Here is a 21,322-nt window from a genome sequence, read left to right on the forward strand (position 1 = left end):
AGTCGGAATCAACGATTTTCAGAAATAATGAGCGAAAAAGCGGAACTGCGAAGCGCAGCTTCAAGCATGAAGCTTTGAAAGCGAATGGTGCTTTAGCAATTTCCTAACAAATCGTTTTGAATTTTTGGTTCGTTTTGTTTCAAGACAAAATGAACAGAAGAAAAATAAAAGTATAATTAATTAGATTCCTGCCTACGCAGGAAATAAATATGAACATTTTAGACAAAATAGTAATAGACAAACGAAAGGAGGTCGATTTAAGAAAGTCCTTAATTCCGATGCGTCAATTAGAACACTCTGTTTTATTTGAGCGTGAAACCAATTCTATGGCTCAGAACTTAAGAGCAAGCAGTTCTGGAATTATTGCAGAGCATAAAAGACGATCACCATCTAAGTCTGTAATCAACCAAGGTTTAAATGTACAAGATGTGGCTAGTGGTTATGAAACCGCAGGAGTTTGTGGTATGTCTGTATTAACCGATGTCAAATATTTTGGTGGAGCTTTAGATGATTTATTACTGGCTCGAGCAAGTTGCAATCTTCCACTTTTAAGAAAAGAATTTATAATTGATGCCTACCAAATTATAGAAGCTAAGGCTTATGGAGCAGATGTTATTTTATTAATTGCTGCGATATTAACTAAAGATGAGATTAAGCAATTTTCTGAGTTAGCGAAAAGCCTAAATCTCGAAGTTTTACTCGAAGTTCATAACGAACATGAATTACAAAAATCTATCATGCCTTCTCTAGACATGTTGGGTGTAAACAACCGAAATCTTAAAACTTTTGAAGTCAGTTTAGAAACTTCAAAATTATTAAGTGCACAAATACCTAACGACTTTGTAAAAGTTTCGGAAAGCGGTATCAGTTCAGTAGAAGCTATCAAAGAATTAAAGCCTTATGGCTATAAAGGTTTCTTAATAGGAGAAAACTTTATGAAAACAGAGCATCCTGGACAAAGTGCAGCTAACTTTATTAAGACTTTAGAATCATGAAACTAAAAGTCTGTGGCATGAAATATAACATTGCTGAAGTTGCAGAACTGCATCCAGACTATCTTGGTTTTATATTTTACAAAAAGTCTCCTAGAAATTTTGAAGATACAATTCCAGAGTTGCCAAAGGACATTAAAAAAGTTGGTGTTTTTGTGGATGAAAACATAGAAGTTCTTGTAGCCAAAATTGATACCTGTAAACTTGATGCTATTCAATTACATGGCCATGAGTCACCCGAGTATTGCCTTAAGTTAAAACGTCATTACGAGGAACATAGTGACTTAGTAATCTCTTCAAAAGAAACAGATTACCACGACTTTTCAAAAAAGTCTCGCAATGACAATGTTTTAGAGATTATCAAAGTCTTTTCTATAAAGGATGAATTTGATTTTTCTGTATTAAGTAACTATAAAGATGTCTGCGACTATTTTCTATTCGATACCAAAGGTAAATTACCTGGTGGTAATGGCTATACTTTTAATTGGGATGTCCTCAAAGATTATCCATTCACCAAGCCTTACTTTTTAAGTGGTGGTATTGGATTGAATGAGATTAAAAAAATTAAAACGTTTAAAGAAAGTCCTGCTTCAAAATACTGCTATGCGTTAGATGTAAACAGTAAATTTGAAATAGAACCTGGATTAAAGGATATTGAGTTATTAGAGAACTTTAAGAGTCAACTTTTTACATAGTTTTAGTTAGCAGTTAGATTAAAACAAAAGATAGTAAATATGAAAGTCCTGATTTTCGACAACGTCGGAATCATCAAAATTCAGAAATAAAGAGCGAAGGAATGTAGATGCGAAGCGCAGCTTCAAGCACGGAATTCCGAAAGCGAATGTTGCTTTAGCAATTTCCTAATTTTGATCGTGATCTTTTGGTTCGTTTTGTATCAAGACAAAGTGAACAGAAGAAAAAATAATTAAAAATAGATTAGCTGGGCTGAACCTAAAGGTTTGTCTGCCTACGCAGGAATGACAAAATTAAGGAGCATGGTGAGATTCCTGCTTTCGCTAGAATGAGATGAAACTAAAAGTTTGTGGTATGAAATATAACATTACTGAAGTTGCAGAACTGCAACCAGACTATCTTGGTTTTATATTTTATGAAAAGTCACCCAGAAATTTTGAAGATACAATTCCAGAGTTGCCAAAGGACATTAAAAAAGTTGGAGTTTTTGTGGATGAGAAAATAGAAGTTATTGTAGCCAAAATTGATACCTATAAACTTGATGCTATTCAATTACATGGCCATGAATCTCCGGAAATATGTAGATTATTAAAATCCACAAAAAAAGAAATCATCAAAGTCTTTTCTATAAAGGATGAATTTGATTTTTCTGTATTAAGTAACTATAAAGATGTCTGCGACTATTTTCTATTCGATACCAAAGGTAAATTACCAGGTGGTAATGGCTATACTTTTAATTGGGATGTCCTCAAAGATTATCCATTCACCAAGCCTTACTTTTTAAGTGGTGGGATTGGACTGAATGAAATTGAAAAAATTAAAACGTTTAAAGAAAGTCCTGCGTCAAAATATTGCTATGCACTAGATGTAAACAGTAAATTTGAAATAGAACCTGGATTAAAGGATATTGAATTATTAGAGAACTTTAAGAGTCAACTTTTTACATAGTTTTAGTTAGCAGTTAGATTAAAACAAAAGATAGTAAATATGAAAGTCCTGATTTTCGACAACGTCGGAATCATCAAAATTCAGAAATAAAGAGCGAAGGAATGTAGATGCGAAGCGCAGCTTCAAGCACGGAATTCCGAAAGCGAATGTTGCTTTAGCAATTTCCTAATTTTGATCGTGATCTTTTGGTTCGTTTTGCATCAAGGCAAAATGAACAAAGAAAAAAGCTTCACCTAAACAAACAGATTGCTTCGTTGCACTCGCAATGACGATACCAGGCAATTAGTTTGCTCAAACGTTAAATCCTAATTAAAATTTATAAGCTCCGTTATTCCCTTTCGTATCTTTACATAAAAAGGGAGAATGACCGTTTTAATAACAGGAGCAACAGGATTAATTGGGCAGGAAATTGTAAAACAATGTCATGCAGAAGGTATAAATGTACATTACCTCACCACTTCAAAATCTAAATTAAGTACAGAAGCTAACTACAAAGGCTTTTATTGGAATCCTAATAACAACGACATAGATCATAGGTGCTTTGATGGTGTTTCTGCTATTATTAATTTGGTTGGTGCCTCAATTTCTAAACGCTGGACAGATGACTATAAAAAAGAAATCTTAGAAAGCCGAACCAAAACAGCTCAACTCTTACAAGACACGATTAAAACTCATAATTATAAAATTGAGCACGTTGTTTCCGCAAGTGCTATTGGTATTTACCCAACCAGTTTAGTCAATTATTACGAAGAAGACAATACTGAAATTTCAGAATCCTTTTTAGGTAAAGTGGTTGTAGAATGGGAAGACGCAGTCGATGGGTTTAAAACTTTGGGCAGTAAGGTTGCCAAAATAAGAATTGGTTTAGTGCTCGCCGAAGATGGTGGAGCTTTACCAGAAATTGTAAAACCTATAAAATATGGCGCAGGTGCTGCCTTTGGTAGTGGTAAACAATGGCAAAGCTGGATTCATGTTGAAGATTTAGCCGCATTGTTTGTATTTGCTTTACAACATAAATTAGAAGGTATTTATAACGGAGTAGCACCAAATCCGGTGAGTAATAAAGAATTAACCAAAGCTGCGGCTAGTATTCTAAGCCGACCTTTAATCTTACCTAATATTCCTAAGTTTGCTATGAAACTAGCATTAGGAGATATGCATATTTTGTTGTTTGAAAGCCAACGTGTAAGTTCTCAGAAAATTGAAGCTGAAGGATTTAATTTTAAGTATGCTAATTTGAGACCTGCTTTAGAGGATTTGTTGTTGTAATACGGATTTTAATCATCGGTCAATATTTCAACAGCTTTCCAAACATATTCCTTAGTAAACTCTCCAAAGTAACTTATAAAATCACTTTTATCAGAAATAACTACGAAGCTACTGCAATTATAACGTCGATTAAAAAAAAGTCTTTCAACAGTTTGTTCAGGATCTTTAATCCACTCTTTAAATCCATCATTTCCCCCAAATAAACCATCAGATTCTTTATAGACGTAAATGATATTTGATGCTCTTATTCTATTAATCCCTTTTTCCATTTGGTTGTACCAACTTCTTCTTGTTCTGCGAGTTGCAGTTCCACTTGAATTACAAGAGTCTTTTCCTGGGTAATAAATTATAACTAATGGTTTTGTAGAATCTATTTCTTTATTTGTTGATAACGTTAAAAGTGAATCTAAATATCTTCTATTTTGCAATGTTCCGTGATTCTCTCGTAAGGAAAGAACTTTATGATTGATAGAATCTCCTTGAAGAATGCTTAATAGTCTATTTTGCTTTTTTCGGCTTTCAAATTCTGTTTTTGAAATTGGACTATAATTTTCATCGAAGTATTTAATACTATCATTGTCAATTTTTTGGTTTTGTGAAAACGAAAAACTTGAAATTGAAATAGCTATAATAAATATCTGAAATATTTTTTTCATATATGTTAGGTCGGTATTGTATATGGTGCGCTGTGTGTTAAAGCACCTAATTTAGCAAATACAAAACTAATGGATCGTTTAATCTACTCGTTAAAAATAGTCGCTAGAAGAGTTTATTCCATAATCTCATAATCAATAGACAATTTACGTAACGCTCTTAATGCCGAACCTGAGTTTTTATCGTCTACCTCAATATCTACAGCATCGCCTTCTAATAGAATATCGGTGAGCTCATTAGCTAATGAGTCACTCATATTTGAAATCTCTGTAATACACTTGGCTATAGCTCTTTTATCTGGTCGCTGCGCATCACAGGATAGTAAGTTTAGTTTCATAGCAACAAGATACAAGAGTTTATGTCTTTGTTTAAAATAATGTCCACTAAATTGGGAAATAATAATTATTTAATCCCACCACAACCAGAAGTATTTATTGTCTTTATAATCTGAAATCATCTCGTCCATATCGCTATAACCTTGATCGATAACATCTGGACAAAACTCATAGACATCTGATGTGAATTTAGATAGGTCTTTAGGTAACTTATTCATGTAAGCATGAATCCTCGCGACGTCAATAACCACAAATTTGAAATCGACCTCAGCATGCCAGGCTTTTAATTGATTTAAGATATCCTGATTATAGACATCATAGTTTAAGCCATTGGTGCCAATCTGCTCTATAATTTTAAATGGGTCCGAACCATCCATAATTATAATATCGTAATAGCTATTGTAAGATTCGTCAAAGTCCATATTGGAAAGAAATATGTAATTATTCCCTGCAACCACTTTATCGTAATATCTATTGAAAATCGCATGCGCTTTTTGTTCCTCAATAAATTTGAACACTAAACCTTTGCCTAAGACATAATTTGTTTCATTGCCATCTTTATCAAAATTATATACTTCTCGATTTAATTGAATAGGTTCCTTTTTAACAGCCTTTTTTATCTCAGACAGCAATTCCTTGTCTATAGTCAATCCATTCTGATGGTTATCTTGTATTGCACTATTTGACGCCAAATCTACTTTAGATTCACCTTTATTTAAACAGGACACTGTTGCTAAAAAGATAAAGATATAAACTAATTTTTTCATAAATCTGATGACTGTCATAAGGCTAATTTATTAGGATTTGATTTTGGAACACAAATATGGCTTGTTATGTGTTTAAGCAACTAAATTAGCAAATACAAACCAAATAGAAAATCCAAGAGGGTTTTCAGAAATAACGGAGAACAAGCAATTACTTATAGCCATTCTTGGCAAAAGCTTCTGTTTAAAATAGAAAAGGCTATCTATTATTAGACAGCCTTTTTATTATTTAGTTTCAATTGTAATTAGTTGCCAGCACTTAATGAGTAACTACCATCTCCATTAAACGAAGTTAGTATAATGGTAACAGTCCAATTTCCAGGTTCGCCAGAGTTAGTCACACCATCTATACTGTCTGGTTCGTTTGCACCATTAAGCGTTTTGTCTAAAACCACAGTTCCATTATCATCTGTAACCACAATTTGGAATGTTCCAGAAGCTGTAGCGGTAATATCTGCATTATAATCTGCAGTTGCTAAGGTATTTGTCCAACTAATAGTCCTAGAGCCATTTCCACCATCTCCTGTAAAGTCTCCTCCTATGTCTCCAGAAGGGCCTTCGTTAACAGTAATACTTACTGCTGGCACATCATCATCTGAACAAGATGTAAATGTTGCAACGAGCAATGTCATTACAATTAAAATTGTAGGTAATTTAAAATTTGGGGTTTTCATTAATATTAAGTTTTGTTGTTTACTTATACTTAAAACAACTAAATCGATAAAACTCCCAGTGAATTAACGCAATGATTTTAAATTTATTTTTAATAGTCTTTTAGTCAGTTCGTAATTCTAGGATGATTTTTTCACCTTTTTCTACCATGGGTTTAATATTATCTAAGTCATCATATTTTTCTTTTGCACTCGGAATTTGAACCGTTGCCAAATGATAAACACCAAACATTTTAGCATCAATTTTTATATCATTCTCTTTTGCATCTAATAAAACCCAATAAGGAACAAAAGCCCAATCCATATTTTTTAGTGTACCGATAGTTTCCGCACTTTCTGTATCACCAGACAAAAATATTCTTTTGTCGTGCCATGTAATGAGATAAGAATAGTGATTAGGAGACCATTTGTGCTTTGTTTTAAATACTTCAACACTGAAATTTTCTAATGATTCTTCAAGATTTTTCAATGCTTCAATATTCCAAGACCCATATTTTTTTCCGCCTTTTTCTTTAATGACTTTTTTAATGTTCTTTTCGGAGTAATGGTCAGAATGTTTGTGCGTAAATATAAATATAGAATTGTCCTTTATGCTATCTAATTGAGATTCGTCAAACTCCATATAGCCGTGTGCGCCAGATTTATACGGAAAATCTGTATAGATATTTGTTGTGCCATCTGTGATATATAATCCGCAATTTCCTAAAAATTGAATTGTAATCTCTTTGGATTGCGAAAACCCAAGTGTTGCAATTAAGCAGAATGTGAGAGTAAAAAATAATTCTTTAAATGTTCTTTTCATATTACGATGTTATATTGTAGACGATATGTTTATGTATCTGAAGTTGCATGTTTAAGGAACTTTTAGTGAACAAAAACGAACGCGAGAAAATTCCGTTGTATTTAATTCGGTCTGATTAATATTTCTTTTTAAATATTTTGACAGCAATTCCGCCAACAATTATTAATGGAAGAACATACATAATTAGTTTTGTCAATCCATTATTTGAAATAGTTCCAGCTTGAGCACCAGTTCCGTAAATCAGAAGAAATATTAACGTTTCAACAAAATATATTAATATCAATAGAATTATTAATCCGATAATCTTTAGTATGTTTTTCAAGGTTCTGCTCAAATGTGTGGTAACGGTATAATGTATGATTTCGTTGCGTGTTTAAGCGTTAAAGTTAGCAAATAATCACAGATAGAAAATTCCAGCGGAATTTTCGTAAGTAAGCTCTAACTAGCAATGAATTATGCACATTGTTGGCAAATCGCTTTTTTAATATTTCATATCAAATTCACCATTCCTTATTTCCTTAATTTCATTTTCAGAATTGATTGCATCATACCAAAATCTACCAGCTAAAATTCTCTCGCTTTGGTCGTGATATTCAATTTCAAATTCGCCGATATATTCAAGGTTTGTAGAGTATTCAATTTGAGTGTTGATACTATACATTCCTGTGCTATAATCGTTAAAATCAATAGTTATTCCCTCAAGATTTAATTCATCAGGATTGATTCCTTTTACAACCATTCGTACAGCTAAAAAACCATTGTTTTCGTCTCTATTATTAAATCTTAATATTATAAAATCCTCATCCATGAAAGATTCAAATCTTAATTCAGATGAGCCAGGACCTGGTGATGTAACAACTTTTGGTTTAAGTTCTATTCCGTCTACATCGCATTTCACGCCACCTCTTCCATCAAACACATAATTATCATCGTCTAAATCAACTGAAGCTGTTTCGCAAGCAAACAAAGAAAAGATTGATAAGAGTAAAATAAATTTCTTTTTCATAGTTCTATTTTTAATAGATGTGATTCGATTCAAGTGGTTGCGTTCAAATGTTTGCCAACGTGTTATATAAACACTTTTAGTCTTTATATCCCACAAATATCTAAGGACAAAAAAACTTTCAAGTGTTTTTTATAAAATCTAAATCTAAGCAAAACTATCATAAAATCTATACGTAGAACTACGTATATTTCAAATAAAAATAAGGTGAGAAAACGGCGCCTATAAAATAGATTTAGGCAAAATCTTACGTGTCCATGTTTTTAAGCGCTTGTAGTTACCGACTTCGGCATCTGGGTTAAAATCTAAAGTGGTTTCCCAAGAGTTTTCTGGTTTAAACTCTATTTCCATGCCTTCTAAAACACCTTCAGCAATAGCCTCAGAATTAACAACCACAACGCATTCGGTATTTAAATTAGCACTTCTAGGATCTAGGTTAAAGGTGCCAATCACCGTTATTTTATTATCAATCACCATAGATTTGGCATGCAATCCAAATATGGGTTTGTGATCTAGTTGTTCTTGCAATTCGCCAGTCATAATTTTGGTACGCTCTGCAGCATCTGGTCGAAATTCAAATATCCGCACTCCCGTTTTAAGCAATGCTTTTCTATCGGTTTGATAGCCGCTAAAGGCTTCTAAATTATCTGTAGACGCCAAACTATTGGTGAGTATTCTAATCTTTACTCCGCGATCTACAGCGTCTTTAAACAGATTTTGTGATAATTCTGTAGTAATTAAATAGGGTGTTTGGATTTCTATGGACGATTGGGCATTTTTCACCAAATCAATTAACGCACTGGTTGAGACTCCTCCTCCACCTAAGCCATCAGTGCCATCATTTTTTCCTGGTTCGTCTGAGATAAATTCTACCTCATCTAACCATACCAATTTCCCAGATGCGTTAATGGTTTTAAATGTATTTGGTAGATTAGAAATGCGTTCTCTTACTTGTGGCCAGAAGTTTTCTGGATTGCAAGCATACTCGTGCAGCTTATCAAATCGGTTCTCTGCGGTTGCATTTTCTGGTATATCATCAACCACTTCTGTGACATCTTTGCTTAAACCGCTAGTCCAGAATTGTTCAAAAGAGGTATTGATGGTTTCGGATACTTTTCCTAATAATAAAATATCTCTATCTCTAAAGTTATACTCGTGGTCGTAGTCAAAATATTCATCCGCAATATTACGACCTCCTGTAATCACCACTTTACCATCGACGATAAATGTTTTGTTATGCATGCGCTGATTGGCATCTCTAAAATCTGTGGCAAACTTTCCGATTTTACTAAAAATGTTCTTTCCTAAATTCACTCCTGGATTATAGATTTTTACGGTAATATTTTCGTGCGATGCAAAGGTGAGTATATCTTGGATGTCTGCATCTACCATAATATCATCAACTATAATTCTCACTTTAACTCCACGATCTGCTGCCCTTATTAAATAATCGCAAGCAATGAGCCCGACATTATCTGTTGAAAAAATGAAATATTGAATGTCTATAGTTTCTTCTGCATATTCACTTAACCATGCTCTGGCGACCATGGAACCGCTTCCATCTTCGAGAACATAAACTCCGGTTTTGGTAGCCATCTGGTCTGCGACCGCTTTTAGTTCTTTAGACAACGAGGTACTATCGCTTCTATGGATTTTATCGCAAAAATTTGTTTCTGGAGATACGTTTTCCCCTTTTTTACAAGAGCTTAAAATGAACAAGGCTATTATAAAATAGGGTATAAATTTTAAAACTGACCTCATTTGGTTTCTAGATAAAAGTTACCTTAAATATACATTAGTCACCAAACGCTCTACAGTTGGGTGATCATTACCACCTGCAGGTTCTATGGTAATATTAAGTGATTCGGCATCATCGATGTATGCCATTGTCATAATGGTTTTATCCTTAGAAATGACTCCCATATCAATCATTACTCCCTCTACATCTGCCCACATTTGGTAGTCGTGCTCAGCGTCTAATTCTGGTAAACGTTCTGTATTAATGATGACCGACTTCGATTTATGGTTGACATAACTTACCACCTTGGCTTCTGGCAATGAGGCATTACCTTTTAGGATATATTGTTCTGTATCTGGGTTTACAATAGCATTGAAAGATGCATTATTTTCTTTTAGCTTTACATTCAAAACTTCTATGGTTGAGTTAAGCTCTGTATTGTTCATTTCAACAATTTGCAACTGTTCTTTTACATCATTGAGTTGTGAGTACATCCAAAAACTGCCAATCATTAGTAAGCCTGCTACGCTTGCTGCAATACCAAAATAAAATTTGGTGTTATTAGTTTTCTTAAGTGTTACTACTTTCGGTGACTCTTGTGTTTTAATGTCTTTTAAAAGCTTCGATTTTACCAATGCTGGTGGAGTCACTGCATTTTCTAAACCGATAGTCTCAAAAGCTTCCTCAAGTTCATCAAAATGTGCTTTGAGTTCAGCATCAGACACAAGCATTTTCTCAATCTGTGTGCATTGGTCTGCATTGAGTTCTCCGAGCAGATATTGCTCTAATATTCCATTTTCTAATAGCGTCTTCTTATCCATCATCATAGCGCATTTAGTATTAGTAATATGAGACTTAAGGTCTTGGTATAAGTTTCTCTAACCTGTTTTAAGGCCTGGCGCACGTAAGATTTAAACGTTCCTAAAGGCACATCCATTTCTTTGTGTGCTTCTCTATGCGTTAATCCTTTAAAGTAAACGAGCTCTATGGCTTCTTTATGGTGGTCTTCTAATTTTTTAACCGCACCATTGAGTTCTAAATACTCTGCATCTATACTAATAGCATCTTCTTTATTAATATGTACACTAAAATCATCCGTTTGGATGAGCGGATCTGTTTTTCTGAGCACATTTAACGTTTTGTTTTTTGCAATGCGATACACCCAAGTATAAAAACGGCCTTTGTCAACATCGTAACTTTCAGCTTTATCCCAAACTGTCATAAAGGTATCTTGCAAAATATTTTGTGCTTTGCCTTCATCGCGAATCATTTTTATGATCACTCCATAAATCGCACCAGAATACTTATCGTATAAAACGGATAGCGCACGCTCGTCTTTGTTTTTTAATTGTTGAATAAGTGCGTTATCGTTTTGCATTAATGTTAAAGATTTCCTAAAAGTAAAGTGTTGCTCATCCAGAGCAAACATGACTGTGTAAATATAAATGAAAGCACTTCAAAAACGAAATAAGTGTATTAATAGTTTAACTTATAATTTAAAAATCATGAAAAAATTAGTTTTTATTTTAACAGCGTTTGTTGCCTTAACATTTAACCAAACTGCAACAGCTCAAAAAACAATCGTAGATGTTGCCGTAGGTAGTGAAGATTTCTCAACTCTAGTTGCCGCTTTAAAAGCAGCAGATTTAGTAGAGGCTTTACAAGGAGATGGACCATTCACTGTATTTGCACCAACAAACAGTGCTTTTGCAAAAATTGACAAAGATGCATTAGCAAATTTATTAAAGCCTGAAAACAAATCTACATTAGCAAATATATTGACGTATCATGTTATCCCTTCAAAATTAATGGCAAGCGATGTTGTTGCTGCATTAAAAAAAGGAGATGGAAAAGTTGAAGTTAAAGCCTTAAACGGAGCCGTGCTAACTGTGATGTCTAAAGATGGAAAAATCTGGTTGAAAGACGAAGCAGGAAATTATAGTGAAATCACTGCTACAGATGTTACAGCTGACAATGGAGTGATTCATGTTATCGATACTGTAGTAATGCCTAAATAAGTTTTTAGTGTATTGGTTAGTAATGGTATTACTGCAAGTTATTAATCATTGTTTGATTGATGTTGATTGATTAATAGCCCGCAATTTTAGTGATAAAATTGCTATGAAAGAAAAAGCACTTACATTTCTGTAAGTGCTTTTTTGATTTTAAATGATTTCTAACTTAGTTCACTACTGGTAGATGGCTATAGTTTTTACTATAATTCAACATCTGCTGCGGGAAACCTTCTGGTTGTGTCACATTAATTGCTGTGATTTCTCCTTCATCATTCATTTTTGGTACTAGAACCGGATTTACAAAACCACTATAAGGTGCAGATGTAAATTGCTTATTACGCTCTAAAACCTCAGCGTGAACTTTCTGGTCTACTTTTACTCCATAACCTTCTACTAAAGCTTCAACTGCAGCGTAATCTCCTTCAGATTTTATACGTTGTGTTTCGCGTAATAACTGCCCAAATAATTCATGTAACTTATCGTAATCGTTAATATTAAAATAGGTCTTACCATCTCTGGTAACTTTTTCAATAACGTTGTCTTTCTTACCTTGTTCATAAGCCCAAGCCGAAACCCATTGTCTGTTACGCATGTGCGATTCTTCAACATCATCTCCAAGATTTAGACGAATTAATTGCGTCATTAAACCATTTCTAATATAACCATCGTAAGCTGCCATACCAACTTTTTTCCAATCGTCTACCAAACCAAGTTCTTGCAACTTAGAATCATAAAGATAATATAGACCTACTAAGTCCGCTCGTCCTTCTTCTAAAGTAGATGCATAATTTTTTAATGTTTCCTTAGTCTCACCAACTCCAGGATTTAATTGCCCAGATGCATGACCTATAACTTCGTGAAGCGCTGTATGTAATTTATCAGCCTGCTTGCCATATTTTTCTTCTAATTCAAATTCTTCATCATCATGCACAAACTCTTTTAAACGTCCACTTCCACCTGCATTATTGTAAGCATTGATAATGTTTCCTAGTGAAACAGATTTACTTCCTACTTCAGCTCTAATCCAATTGGCATTTGGTAAGTTCACTCCTATTGGAGTACTTGGAGAGGCATCACCAGCTTCACCAGCAACATTAACTACTTTGTAAGTAACACCAACAACGTTCTTCTTTTTGTGTTCGTCCATGAGCGGAGAATTATCTTCAAACCATTGTGCATTCTCAGAAAGTACAGCCATTTTTTCTGACATATCAAAATCGTTAATCTGTACAATAGTTTCGTAAGACCCTCTGTAACCTAATGGATCGTTGTATACTTCAATAAAACTATTAATATAATCAACATTACCAGCCGTTGCTGCTGTCCATGCGACATTATAATCATCCCAAGTTTGTAAATCTCCTGTTTTGTAGTATTTAATTAATAGTGCAATAGCATCGCCTTGTTCCTTATTCTCTGCTACACCTTGTGCTTTTTCTAGCCATTTCACTATCTCATCGATTGCAGAACCATAAAGCCCACCTGATTTGTAAACACGTTCTTTTAATACACCATTTTCTTTAACCAATTGAGAGTTTAGTCCATAAGACAATGGTCGCTTAGGATCTGGTGATGTTTTAGCTCTGTAGAAACTTTCAACATCAGCGTTAGTTACATTTGGTCCATAAAAATTTACTGCAGATAAAGCCACATTATCAACACCTTTGGCTTGATTCACTTTTTTAGAATCTTCAGTATTGAAAATCACATCAAAAGCTTCACCTTCTAATATAGTTTCAGTCTCTGATAGTAATTCATTGAGGTAGTCTTTAGAAAATTCTGGTTTTAATTTATCGTTAGAATAATGATGGTGAATACCATTACTAAACCATACACGCTTTAGATATACTTCAAAAGCTTTCCAATTATCTGATGCTTTGTCTCCACTATAATTTTTGTAAACATTTTCTAATGCTTGTCTAATTTTAAGATTGTGTCTATAGTTTTGATCCCACATAATATCGCGACCAGCTAGACCAGCTTCAGTTATATAATAGACTAATTTTTGTTCTTTTAAGCTTAGGTTCTCCCATCCTGGAATTTGATACCTTAAAATTTTAATATCTGCAAACTGCTCAACGTTATAGTTAAACTCAGTTTCAGACATTTTCTTAGTTTCATCTGCTACAATTTCTTTTGCTTCATCTTTACAAGAAAACGCAAATACTGCTATAAGACAAATTGTAAATATTGATTTTAATTTCATAGAGTTAGTAAATTTTTGGATTGTATACAAATGTACTAATATATCACATATCATAAAATTAGTATCTTTGGAAAACGACTAAATAAATCAATAAAATGAAAATCTTAAGATATATTTTATTACTGCTGTTAATCCTTGTCATAGGGTTTTCAATTTACATCGCAGTACAACCAAATTCGTTTGAGGTGACGCGAACAAAAACTATAAAAGCTCCTCAAGCTGTAGTTTATAATAACATTATAGATTTTAAAAACTGGGAGGCTTGGAACTCTTGGGTAGAAGAAAATCCTGAAACAAAAGTTATGCTTCCTGAACTAACTAAAGGAATTGGCGGTTCTTATTCTTGGGAAGATGAAGATGGTATTGGTACTATGAAAACCTTGGCTACTACCCCTAACTCGTCAATTACACAAGAAATGCAATTTGCTGATTTTCCAACTAATGATGTTACGTGGAATTTACAACCCAATGACGATGGTACAACCGAAGTAACATGGACTATATCAGGAAAAGATTTACCTTTTGGTTTTAAAGCATTTGCTACTGTAATGGGTGGCATGGAAAAACAAATCGGTCCTCACTATGAACGTGGACTTACCATGTTAGATAGCGTATTACAAGACGAGATGAAAGTTTACAGCATCAATGTTGAAGGTGTTACTCAACATAGTGGTGGCTATTATCTTTATAATACAACCTCTTGCAAATTCAGTGAATTTGAAAAAAATATGAAGGAAATGTTACCTAAAGTGGGTGCATATGCCATGACCCATAATGTTACTATGGCTGGACCTCCATTTATTTTATACCATAAATGGGATGAAGAAAATGATGCAGTGATTTTTTCTTGTTGTGTACCAACAAATTCTAAAATGGTTTCTAACGAGCCTGGGATTTTAACTGGTCAGCTAGCGTCATTTAGAACGGTGAAAACAGTCTTGAAAGGAAATTATGATAACCTTAAAGAAGCCTGGGAAACAACAATGAAATACATTGCTGATAATAATCTAGAAATGATAGAAGCAGGACCAATGTTAGAAACTTATATTACAGATCCTATGAGTGAACCAAATCCTGCCAAATGGATAACTGAAATCTATGTTGCTGTAAAATAATGAAACAACTTTTATTAGTTTTTGTAGGAGGCGGCTTTGGTAGTGTGCTACGCTTTATTATTGGTAAATGGTTAAATAGTTCTGAAAACGGAATTCCTTATGGCACCTTTGCAGCAAACATCATAGGAAGTTTACTTATTGGTATTATTCTAGGTTTAGCTGCGAAAAACGAAACGCTATCTCAAAGTCAGACATTACTTTTAGCCACAGGATTTTGTGGTGGATTCACCACATTTTCTACCTTCGCTTATGAAAATCATGTGTTTTTAAAATCAGGAGACTTTACCAGTTTTGCGCTCTATACAATTGCAAGTTTTGTAATTGGGTTTTTAGCTGTATTCTTGGGACTATATTTAGTTAAAGCTTAGTGTTTTTTGAATGCTTTAACACCAGCTTCTATTTCTGTTGCTAAATAGTTTTCTCTAGGCACTATCGGACAAGAATACTTATCGTTATAGGCACAGTATGGATTGTAAGCGGTGTTAAAATCTATAATTATTGTATCTCCTTCCGGAATTGTTGCTTCTGTATAACGTCCACCAGGATAACTTCCATTGCCATTAGTATCATCCAAAAAAGGCAAAAACAAATAGTCCTCATAGCCTTCTTTATCTAAAAGTCCTAAGTTCTGATAGATGTTGAGCTTATATTCTTTTCCTTTTAAACTGAAAGTAACCACACCATACTTTACATAATCTGGTCGTCGTTCTGTCGTAGTTTTCATTTTAAATGGCTTAGCATCTGGCGTTAAAGTCAACTTTGCGTTTACAACATAAGTTGAATCGAATTTATAAAAATCTAAACCTTCAAAGGTCTTTCTATCCTTATCTTTTAGTGGAGATTTTGTAGCATCCTTAAAATCTGCATTCATCTCTTTTTGCCATTCAGTTTCACCGAGAATAGCTTGTTTTTCTTGAGCACAACTTATTGAAAAAGCAAATAAAAAAAGTAATACCAAATTCTTCATTTCAAAATATTTTAGAACTCAAAAATACAACTTCTCATATTTTATTGTAGTTTTGAATCAACAATTAGATAAAATAATGTTACAAACAATTAGATATACAAAGCAAACCTGTGTGATTTCTTCGGAAAACATTCGGACGCATTATCTATTGTAGCTATACACATATACTATTAAACAATATTTAAAAGTCCGACGTTAACGTCGGACTTTTTATTTTTATAACAACCACCAAAAATGAAAACTTTATTTAAAAACTACCTCAGTACCTTCGATGGCCTTTCGAGAGAAGTATGGTGGCTGGCACTAATTACATTTGTAAATAGAGCTGGTACGATGGTCATTCCTTTTTTATCACTCTACCTTACAGATGATTTAAAGTTTACATTCACAGATGTAAGCTGGATTATGAGTGCCTTTGGATTAGGCTCTGTTGTTGGTACATGGATAGGTGGCAAACTAACAGATACTATTGGCTACTATAAAGTAATGGTGAGGAGTCTTTTAAGCACTGGCTTCCTATTTATTATACTGCAATTCTTAAATACGTTTGTTAGTGTTTGCGTTGGCATCTTTTTAGTTATGGTTGTTGCTGACACCTTTAGACCTGCAATGTTTGTTGCTATGAGTGTTTACAGTAAACCTGAAAACAAAACACGCTCAGTAACATTAATACGTTTGGCTATAAACTTGGGGTTTTCTGCTGGACCGGCTGTTGGTGGACTCATAATTACAACAATGGGTTATGGCGGCTTATTTTGGGTAGATGGTATTACTTGTATTCTGGCGACTTTACTGTTAATTAAAGTATTGAATCCACGAGTAGCAAAACCTGTAGATAATATCATTGTTGAAAACCCTGTTTCGGTCTTTAAAGACAAACCCTTTTGGATATTCTTTATTGCTATGTTCATTTTTGGGATTATCTTTTTACAGTATTTCTCTACAATGCCATTATATTATAAAGATGTGCATTTACTCTCAGAATTTGAGATTGGAGTATTATTAGGATTAAATGGGTTTTTTATTTTCTTATTAGAAATGCCTTTAATAAAATGGTTAGAAAAAACGAGATATACCAAAATTGGGCTCATGCTTTTTGGTATCCTATTAGTAAGTATTAGTTTTTACGTACTCAATTTAACATCTTGGATTGGGGTTTTACTAATAGGTATGTTATTTATGACTATTGGAGAAATGATCGCATTCCCTTTTTCTAATGCTTTCGCAATGAGCAGAGCTGAAAAAGGAAAACAAGGCGAGTATCTCTCAATGTATGTTATGGCTTTTTCTATTGCACATATATTTGGACATAATGCAGGATTAAGGCTTGTTGACAATATAGGATATGATAACACATGGTACCTTATGGCTAGTCTTGGACTTATTGGTGTTCTACTGTTAATTTATTTGAAACGCATATTAAAACACGAAGTCATATGAACTTAAATCAAATAACAATCTCATCACTAGATGTTGAAAAATCGACAACGTTTTATAAAGTACTAGGCTTAAACTTAATAGTTGATGCTTTGCCAAGATATGTTCGGTTAGCATGTCCTGATGGAGAATCAACGTTTTCCATTCATAGTGTTGAAGAACTTCCTAACGGGAATAAAATAACGCTATATTTTGAAGTCAATAATCTTTCTAAAACAGTTTCGGAACTGAAAGAAAAAGGTATTACTTTTAATTCTGAAATTACAGAACAACCTTGGCTATGGACTGATATACATTTGAACGATCCTGATGGACATCAAATTATTATTTATCATGCAGGAAAAAACAGAAAAAATCCGCCTTGGAGAATAAATTAGAGAAAGTAAATGAATTCATCTAGTAACGACATTATAATAATTGGAGCAGGACCTATCGGAATAGCCTGTGCACTAGAATGCAAAAAACGGAATTGGGATTATAAAGTGATTGAAAAGGGAGCCTTAACCAATTCCTTATTCAATTACCCATTGAATATGACCTTCTTCTCAACCTCCGAAAAGTTAGAAATTAATGCTATTCCATTTATAAGTAACAATTCAAAACCGACCAGAAATGAAGCCTTAGAATATTATAGAAGAGTAGCAACTTCAAATCAATTAAAAATCAGTTTATACGAAAAAGTTACAGCTATATTTAAGAAAGATAATGGTTTTGAGGTCACTTCTGATAAAGAAAAGTATAACACCAAAAAAATTATAATTGCGACTGGTTTTTATGATATTCCGAAATTGTTGAATGTTCCAGGAGAAGATATGAATAAAGTAGCACATTACTACAAAGAGGCACATCCTTATATCATGCAAGATGTTGCTGTAGTTGGTGCTAGTAATTCTGCCGTAGATGCAGCTTTAGAGATATATAGAAAAGGAGGAAAAGTATCTATGATTGTTAGAGGTGAAGCCATAGGAGAACGTGTGAAATACTGGGTGAAACCAGATATTTTAAACCGGATTGAAGAAGGAAGTATTAAGGCCTATTTTAATTCTGAAGTTAAACATATTAAACCTAATGAAATCGTCATAAATACTCCAGAAGGAGAAGTCACTTTACCTAATGACCAAGTTTTAGCCTTAACAGGTTACAAGCCAAATTTTGAGTTTTTAAAACAAATAGGAATCACCTATTCAAATAATAAAAAATATATACCTAATTATAATCCCAAAACCATGGAATCTAACGTTAAAGGACTCTATTTAGCTGGAGTTATTTGTGGTGGTATGGAAACGCATAAATGGTTTATTGAAAACTCAAGAATACATGCTAAAATGATTACAAACCATATTGAAACTGAATTGAAAAAATGAAACACTTATACTTTTTATTAATCTTCACACTTTTACTAAACTGCAATTCTGAAAAAGAGAAAGAGATAACTATAGATTCCGAAAATTCTTATGAAATCGGACAAACTGTTGCTGTCACTGTTCCTAAGGAATTCCCAAAACTAGAACCCAACCGCTACAATGTTGCCTTTTTAATTATGGATGGCACATATAATACAGAACTCACAGCACCTTACGATATTTTTCAGCATACCATTTTTAGAGACAGTATAAAAGCCATGAATGTATTTACAGTTGCAAATACAGATACTCCAATTACAACTTTTGAAGGTATGCGCTTATTACCAGATTATAATTATGTGACTGATTCACTACCAAAAATTGACATCCTTGTTGTACCAAGTGCAGAACACCACTTAGATACAGATTTAGAAGATGATGTAATGTTAGACTTTGTTAGAAAAGTTGATAAAGAAGCACAATTTATAACCTCACACTGTGATGGAGCCTTTGTACTCGCTAAAGCAGGTCTTTTAGATAATGTAGTTTCTACAACCTTTCCAAGCGATATTGATAAAATGAGAGACAGGTTTCCGAATTTAGATATTAGAAAAGAGGTACTTTTTGTGCATGACGGCAAATATATTACCTCAGCTGGTGGTGCTAAATCTTTTGAAGCTGCTCTATATCTAAGCGAATATCTTTACGGAAAAACAATCGCTCAATCTTTAGCTGGTGGTTTAGTTATAGATTGGGATTTAGAAGAAGTCCCTCATTTAATTATAAGAGAGTAATCTACTTTAAAGGTTTTACTTCACTATGCTTAATAACTTGTGATAATACAATTTGGGTTTTAGTTTCACCATAACTAATTAATTGATCGATAAAAGTCTCTAAATGCTTTTGATTTTTTAACACGACTTCCATGACTATATTTTCGTTGCCTGTAATTCGGTAACAATTTATAACCTCATCATAAGTCTTTACTTTTTCCAAAAAGGGCTTTAACATACCCATGAAAGCTCGCAACGTAATTAATGCTTTTAACTGATAACCTACTTCAAAAGGTGATACTAAGGTGGTATAAGCTTGGATAATTTCTGCATCCTCCATCTTCTTAATACGCTCACTTACAGCTGGTGAGCTTATACCAACACGTTTTCCAATCTCTACATTAGACATTCGAGAATTCTCTTGAAGGCACTTTAAAATCTTCCAATTGAGACTATCTATACTCATTTAAATAAATTAGGTAATAATAATATAAATATTAAAGCAAATATACATATTTACTTTAATATTTAAAGTTAGATATCGATTCTAGTGTGTAATTTCGTGTACATTGCTATTGAAAAATGAATTACAACCTACCATCGCATTTATCTGATCTGCCTATTTATAAAAAGGCAATGGATATTATTATGCTTTCCCGAAACATCTCAACGTATTTAAATCATGATTTATCTTATTTAAATGAAGATGGTACTGAGGATAATGATATTTATTTTTCTGGAGACATCGTACAACAATCTACTAATCTTGCTCCTGAAATAATTAATGCTGAGCGTGAACGTTATTCTGAAAAAAAACATCAACATCTAGAGAGTTTAGAACGTTTAACCACAAAATTATATAGCAACTGTAGAAGATTAGAACGCTCTAGCAGTAATGGAAGAGACTACTTACCTATTCTTAGAGGTGAACTCAAAAAATTTAGAAAACTGCAACGTAATTGGATGATGACTTTGTAAGCGTTTATTTATCCTGAACAAGGTATGCGTTACTCATAAATGAATTTTGATAATTCTTTATTTTAGAATTTAGCTCATCAGCAACTATTACAAACTGACATTTATTAAGACTTTCTGATAAACGCAAAATATGATTATAGGCATTATTACGACCAAGATAATCAGCATCTTCAATGGCGAATAACTGTATTTCACCCAAATGAATGCCATTTAAAAAATAAAGCTTACTTAATCGTGCAGGAGTTGCAATAACGATATCTTGACCTGGATAAATTTCTGTTTTCTGCTTTTCAATGTCATACTCATCATAGAGAGCGTAGAGTCGCAAATCCGTATTCTTAGTAAATCTTTCAAATTCACCTTTTAAAGCTAATGCCTCTTGCTTGTCTTTTACTACGATTATAGCTCGTGGAGAATCTTCAAAAGCTTCAGCTTTTAACTTATGTATTGCAGCAATGATAAGTGCGGTTGTTTTTCCACTTCCTTTTGGTGCAATTACGTAAGCGTCAGCACCTCCTTTTAGTTTTGGAAGTACTTTCTTTTGAAAAGCGTTTGAGGTTTCGAAACCTACATGTTCTAACGATTCTTTTAATAATGGGTGTAGTTTTTTGAATGACAT

The 21,322-nt window shown here is 33.4% G+C and carries 25 protein-coding genes; 12 read left to right on the top strand and 13 right to left on the bottom strand.

What is annotated here, in order from left to right:
* Positions 1-209: 209 nt before the first annotated feature.
* From trpC to Q0822_RS00770, 4 genes are all read left to right on the top strand, one after another.
* Entirely contained in the window at positions 210-995 is a 786-nt protein-coding gene (trpC, locus tag Q0822_RS00755; protein ID WP_299118942.1) for an indole-3-glycerol phosphate synthase TrpC, read from the top strand.
* Positions 992-1,687, top strand: a complete 696-nt coding sequence (locus Q0822_RS00760; RefSeq protein WP_299118944.1) for a phosphoribosylanthranilate isomerase — start codon at positions 992-994, stop codon at positions 1,685-1,687. Before trpC ends, Q0822_RS00760 begins: the two co-directional genes overlap by 4 nt.
* 331 nt (positions 1,688-2,018) lie before the next feature.
* A complete protein-coding gene (locus Q0822_RS00765) occupies positions 2,019-2,633 on the top strand; it encodes a phosphoribosylanthranilate isomerase (protein ID WP_299118946.1) in 615 nt (204 codons plus the stop codon).
* 363 nt (positions 2,634-2,996) lie between these two features.
* Positions 2,997-3,902, top strand: coding sequence for a TIGR01777 family oxidoreductase (locus Q0822_RS00770; protein WP_299118947.1), 906 nt, complete (start codon positions 2,997-2,999; stop codon positions 3,900-3,902).
* A gap of 8 nt (positions 3,903-3,910) precedes the next feature.
* On the opposite strand, the gene Q0822_RS00775 is transcribed toward Q0822_RS00770, so the two are convergent.
* The 9 genes from Q0822_RS00775 to Q0822_RS00815 all read right to left on the bottom strand — a co-directional run bounded on the left by Q0822_RS00775 (position 3,911) and on the right by Q0822_RS00815 (position 11,247).
* A complete protein-coding gene (locus Q0822_RS00775; protein ID WP_299118949.1) occupies positions 3,911-4,558 on the bottom strand; it encodes a hypothetical protein in 648 nt (215 codons plus the stop codon).
* A gap of 113 nt (positions 4,559-4,671) precedes the next feature.
* Complete coding sequence (locus Q0822_RS00780; protein WP_299118951.1) at positions 4,672-4,893, bottom strand: hypothetical protein; 222 nt, start codon at positions 4,891-4,893, stop codon at positions 4,672-4,674.
* A 69-nt stretch (positions 4,894-4,962) separates the two neighbouring features.
* The gene (locus Q0822_RS00785; protein ID WP_299118954.1) at positions 4,963-5,658 is read right to left on the bottom strand and encodes a DUF4253 domain-containing protein; all 696 of its coding nucleotides are present in this window, start codon (positions 5,656-5,658) and stop codon (positions 4,963-4,965) included.
* Positions 5,659-5,900: 242 nt separating this feature from the next.
* A complete protein-coding gene (locus Q0822_RS00790; RefSeq protein WP_299118955.1) occupies positions 5,901-6,329 on the bottom strand; it encodes a hypothetical protein in 429 nt (142 codons plus the stop codon).
* A 100-nt stretch (positions 6,330-6,429) separates the two neighbouring features.
* Complete coding sequence (locus Q0822_RS00795; RefSeq protein ID WP_299118956.1) at positions 6,430-7,128, bottom strand: hypothetical protein; 699 nt, start codon at positions 7,126-7,128, stop codon at positions 6,430-6,432.
* Between the two features lie 481 nt (positions 7,129-7,609).
* On the bottom strand, positions 7,610-8,134 hold the full coding sequence (locus Q0822_RS00800; protein WP_299118958.1) for a hypothetical protein: 525 nt from the start codon (positions 8,132-8,134) through the stop codon (positions 7,610-7,612).
* Positions 8,135-8,353: 219 nt separating this feature from the next.
* Positions 8,354-9,892 carry a phospholipase D family protein gene (locus Q0822_RS00805; RefSeq protein ID WP_299118961.1) on the bottom strand — a complete coding sequence of 513 codons (1,539 nt, stop codon included), beginning with the start codon at positions 9,890-9,892 and terminating at the stop codon, positions 8,354-8,356.
* A gap of 18 nt (positions 9,893-9,910) precedes the next feature.
* Positions 9,911-10,693 (bottom strand): anti-sigma factor, encoded by a 783-nt coding sequence (locus Q0822_RS00810; protein WP_299118963.1) that lies wholly within the window; start codon positions 10,691-10,693, stop codon positions 9,911-9,913.
* The gene (locus tag Q0822_RS00815; RefSeq protein ID WP_299118965.1) at positions 10,693-11,247 is read right to left on the bottom strand and encodes a sigma-70 family RNA polymerase sigma factor; all 555 of its coding nucleotides are present in this window, start codon (positions 11,245-11,247) and stop codon (positions 10,693-10,695) included. Before Q0822_RS00815 ends, Q0822_RS00810 begins: the two co-directional genes overlap by 1 nt.
* A gap of 127 nt (positions 11,248-11,374) precedes the next feature.
* Between Q0822_RS00815 and Q0822_RS00820 the strand changes: the two genes are divergently transcribed.
* Positions 11,375-11,887: a fasciclin domain-containing protein gene (locus Q0822_RS00820; protein ID WP_299118968.1), complete on the top strand. Its 513-nt coding sequence runs from the start codon at positions 11,375-11,377 to the stop codon at positions 11,885-11,887.
* A gap of 163 nt (positions 11,888-12,050) precedes the next feature.
* On the opposite strand, the gene Q0822_RS00825 is transcribed toward Q0822_RS00820, so the two are convergent.
* Positions 12,051-14,090, bottom strand: a complete 2,040-nt coding sequence (locus Q0822_RS00825) for a dihydrofolate reductase (RefSeq protein WP_299118970.1) — start codon at positions 14,088-14,090, stop codon at positions 12,051-12,053.
* 95 nt (positions 14,091-14,185) lie between these two features.
* On the opposite strand from Q0822_RS00825, the gene Q0822_RS00830 reads away from it, so the two are divergent.
* Both Q0822_RS00830 and crcB read left to right on the top strand, forming a co-directional pair.
* Complete coding sequence (locus Q0822_RS00830) at positions 14,186-15,205, top strand: SRPBCC family protein (protein WP_299118972.1); 1,020 nt, start codon at positions 14,186-14,188, stop codon at positions 15,203-15,205.
* Positions 15,205-15,573: a fluoride efflux transporter CrcB gene (crcB, locus tag Q0822_RS00835; RefSeq protein WP_299118974.1), complete on the top strand. Its 369-nt coding sequence runs from the start codon at positions 15,205-15,207 to the stop codon at positions 15,571-15,573. Before Q0822_RS00830 ends, crcB begins: the two co-directional genes overlap by 1 nt.
* Here crcB and Q0822_RS00840 read toward each other — a convergent pair.
* Positions 15,570-16,172, bottom strand: coding sequence for a DUF1684 domain-containing protein (locus Q0822_RS00840; RefSeq protein WP_299118977.1), 603 nt, complete (start codon positions 16,170-16,172; stop codon positions 15,570-15,572). The genes crcB and Q0822_RS00840 overlap by 4 nt on opposite strands.
* A gap of 234 nt (positions 16,173-16,406) precedes the next feature.
* Between Q0822_RS00840 and Q0822_RS00845 the strand changes: the two genes are divergently transcribed.
* From Q0822_RS00845 to Q0822_RS00860, 4 genes are read left to right on the top strand one after another with little or no spacing between them, the layout of a single operon-like run.
* Entirely contained in the window at positions 16,407-17,612 is a 1,206-nt protein-coding gene (locus tag Q0822_RS00845) for an MFS transporter (RefSeq protein WP_299118980.1), read from the top strand.
* Positions 17,609-17,986: a VOC family protein gene (locus Q0822_RS00850; protein WP_299118984.1), complete on the top strand. Its 378-nt coding sequence runs from the start codon at positions 17,609-17,611 to the stop codon at positions 17,984-17,986. Before Q0822_RS00845 ends, Q0822_RS00850 begins: the two co-directional genes overlap by 4 nt.
* 9 nt (positions 17,987-17,995) lie before the next feature.
* Positions 17,996-18,973 (top strand): YpdA family putative bacillithiol disulfide reductase, encoded by a 978-nt coding sequence (locus Q0822_RS00855; protein ID WP_299118987.1) that lies wholly within the window; start codon positions 17,996-17,998, stop codon positions 18,971-18,973.
* Complete coding sequence (locus Q0822_RS00860; protein ID WP_299118989.1) at positions 18,970-19,746, top strand: DJ-1/PfpI family protein; 777 nt, start codon at positions 18,970-18,972, stop codon at positions 19,744-19,746. Before Q0822_RS00855 ends, Q0822_RS00860 begins: the two co-directional genes overlap by 4 nt.
* A 1-nt stretch (position 19,747) precedes the next feature.
* On the opposite strand, the gene Q0822_RS00865 is transcribed toward Q0822_RS00860, so the two are convergent.
* A complete protein-coding gene (locus Q0822_RS00865) occupies positions 19,748-20,191 on the bottom strand; it encodes an Lrp/AsnC family transcriptional regulator (protein WP_299118991.1) in 444 nt (147 codons plus the stop codon).
* 116 nt (positions 20,192-20,307) lie between these two features.
* Between Q0822_RS00865 and Q0822_RS00870 the strand changes: the two genes are divergently transcribed.
* Positions 20,308-20,703, top strand: coding sequence for a hypothetical protein (locus tag Q0822_RS00870; protein WP_299118993.1), 396 nt, complete (start codon positions 20,308-20,310; stop codon positions 20,701-20,703).
* Positions 20,704-20,707: 4 nt separating this feature from the next.
* Here Q0822_RS00870 and Q0822_RS00875 read toward each other — a convergent pair whose 3' ends face one another.
* Positions 20,708-21,322, bottom strand: coding sequence for a DEAD/DEAH box helicase (locus Q0822_RS00875; protein ID WP_299118995.1), 615 nt, complete (start codon positions 21,320-21,322; stop codon positions 20,708-20,710).

The sequence above is a fragment of the uncultured Winogradskyella sp. genome (assembly GCF_947496485.1).
Lineage (GTDB): Bacteria > Bacteroidota > Bacteroidia > Flavobacteriales > Flavobacteriaceae > Winogradskyella.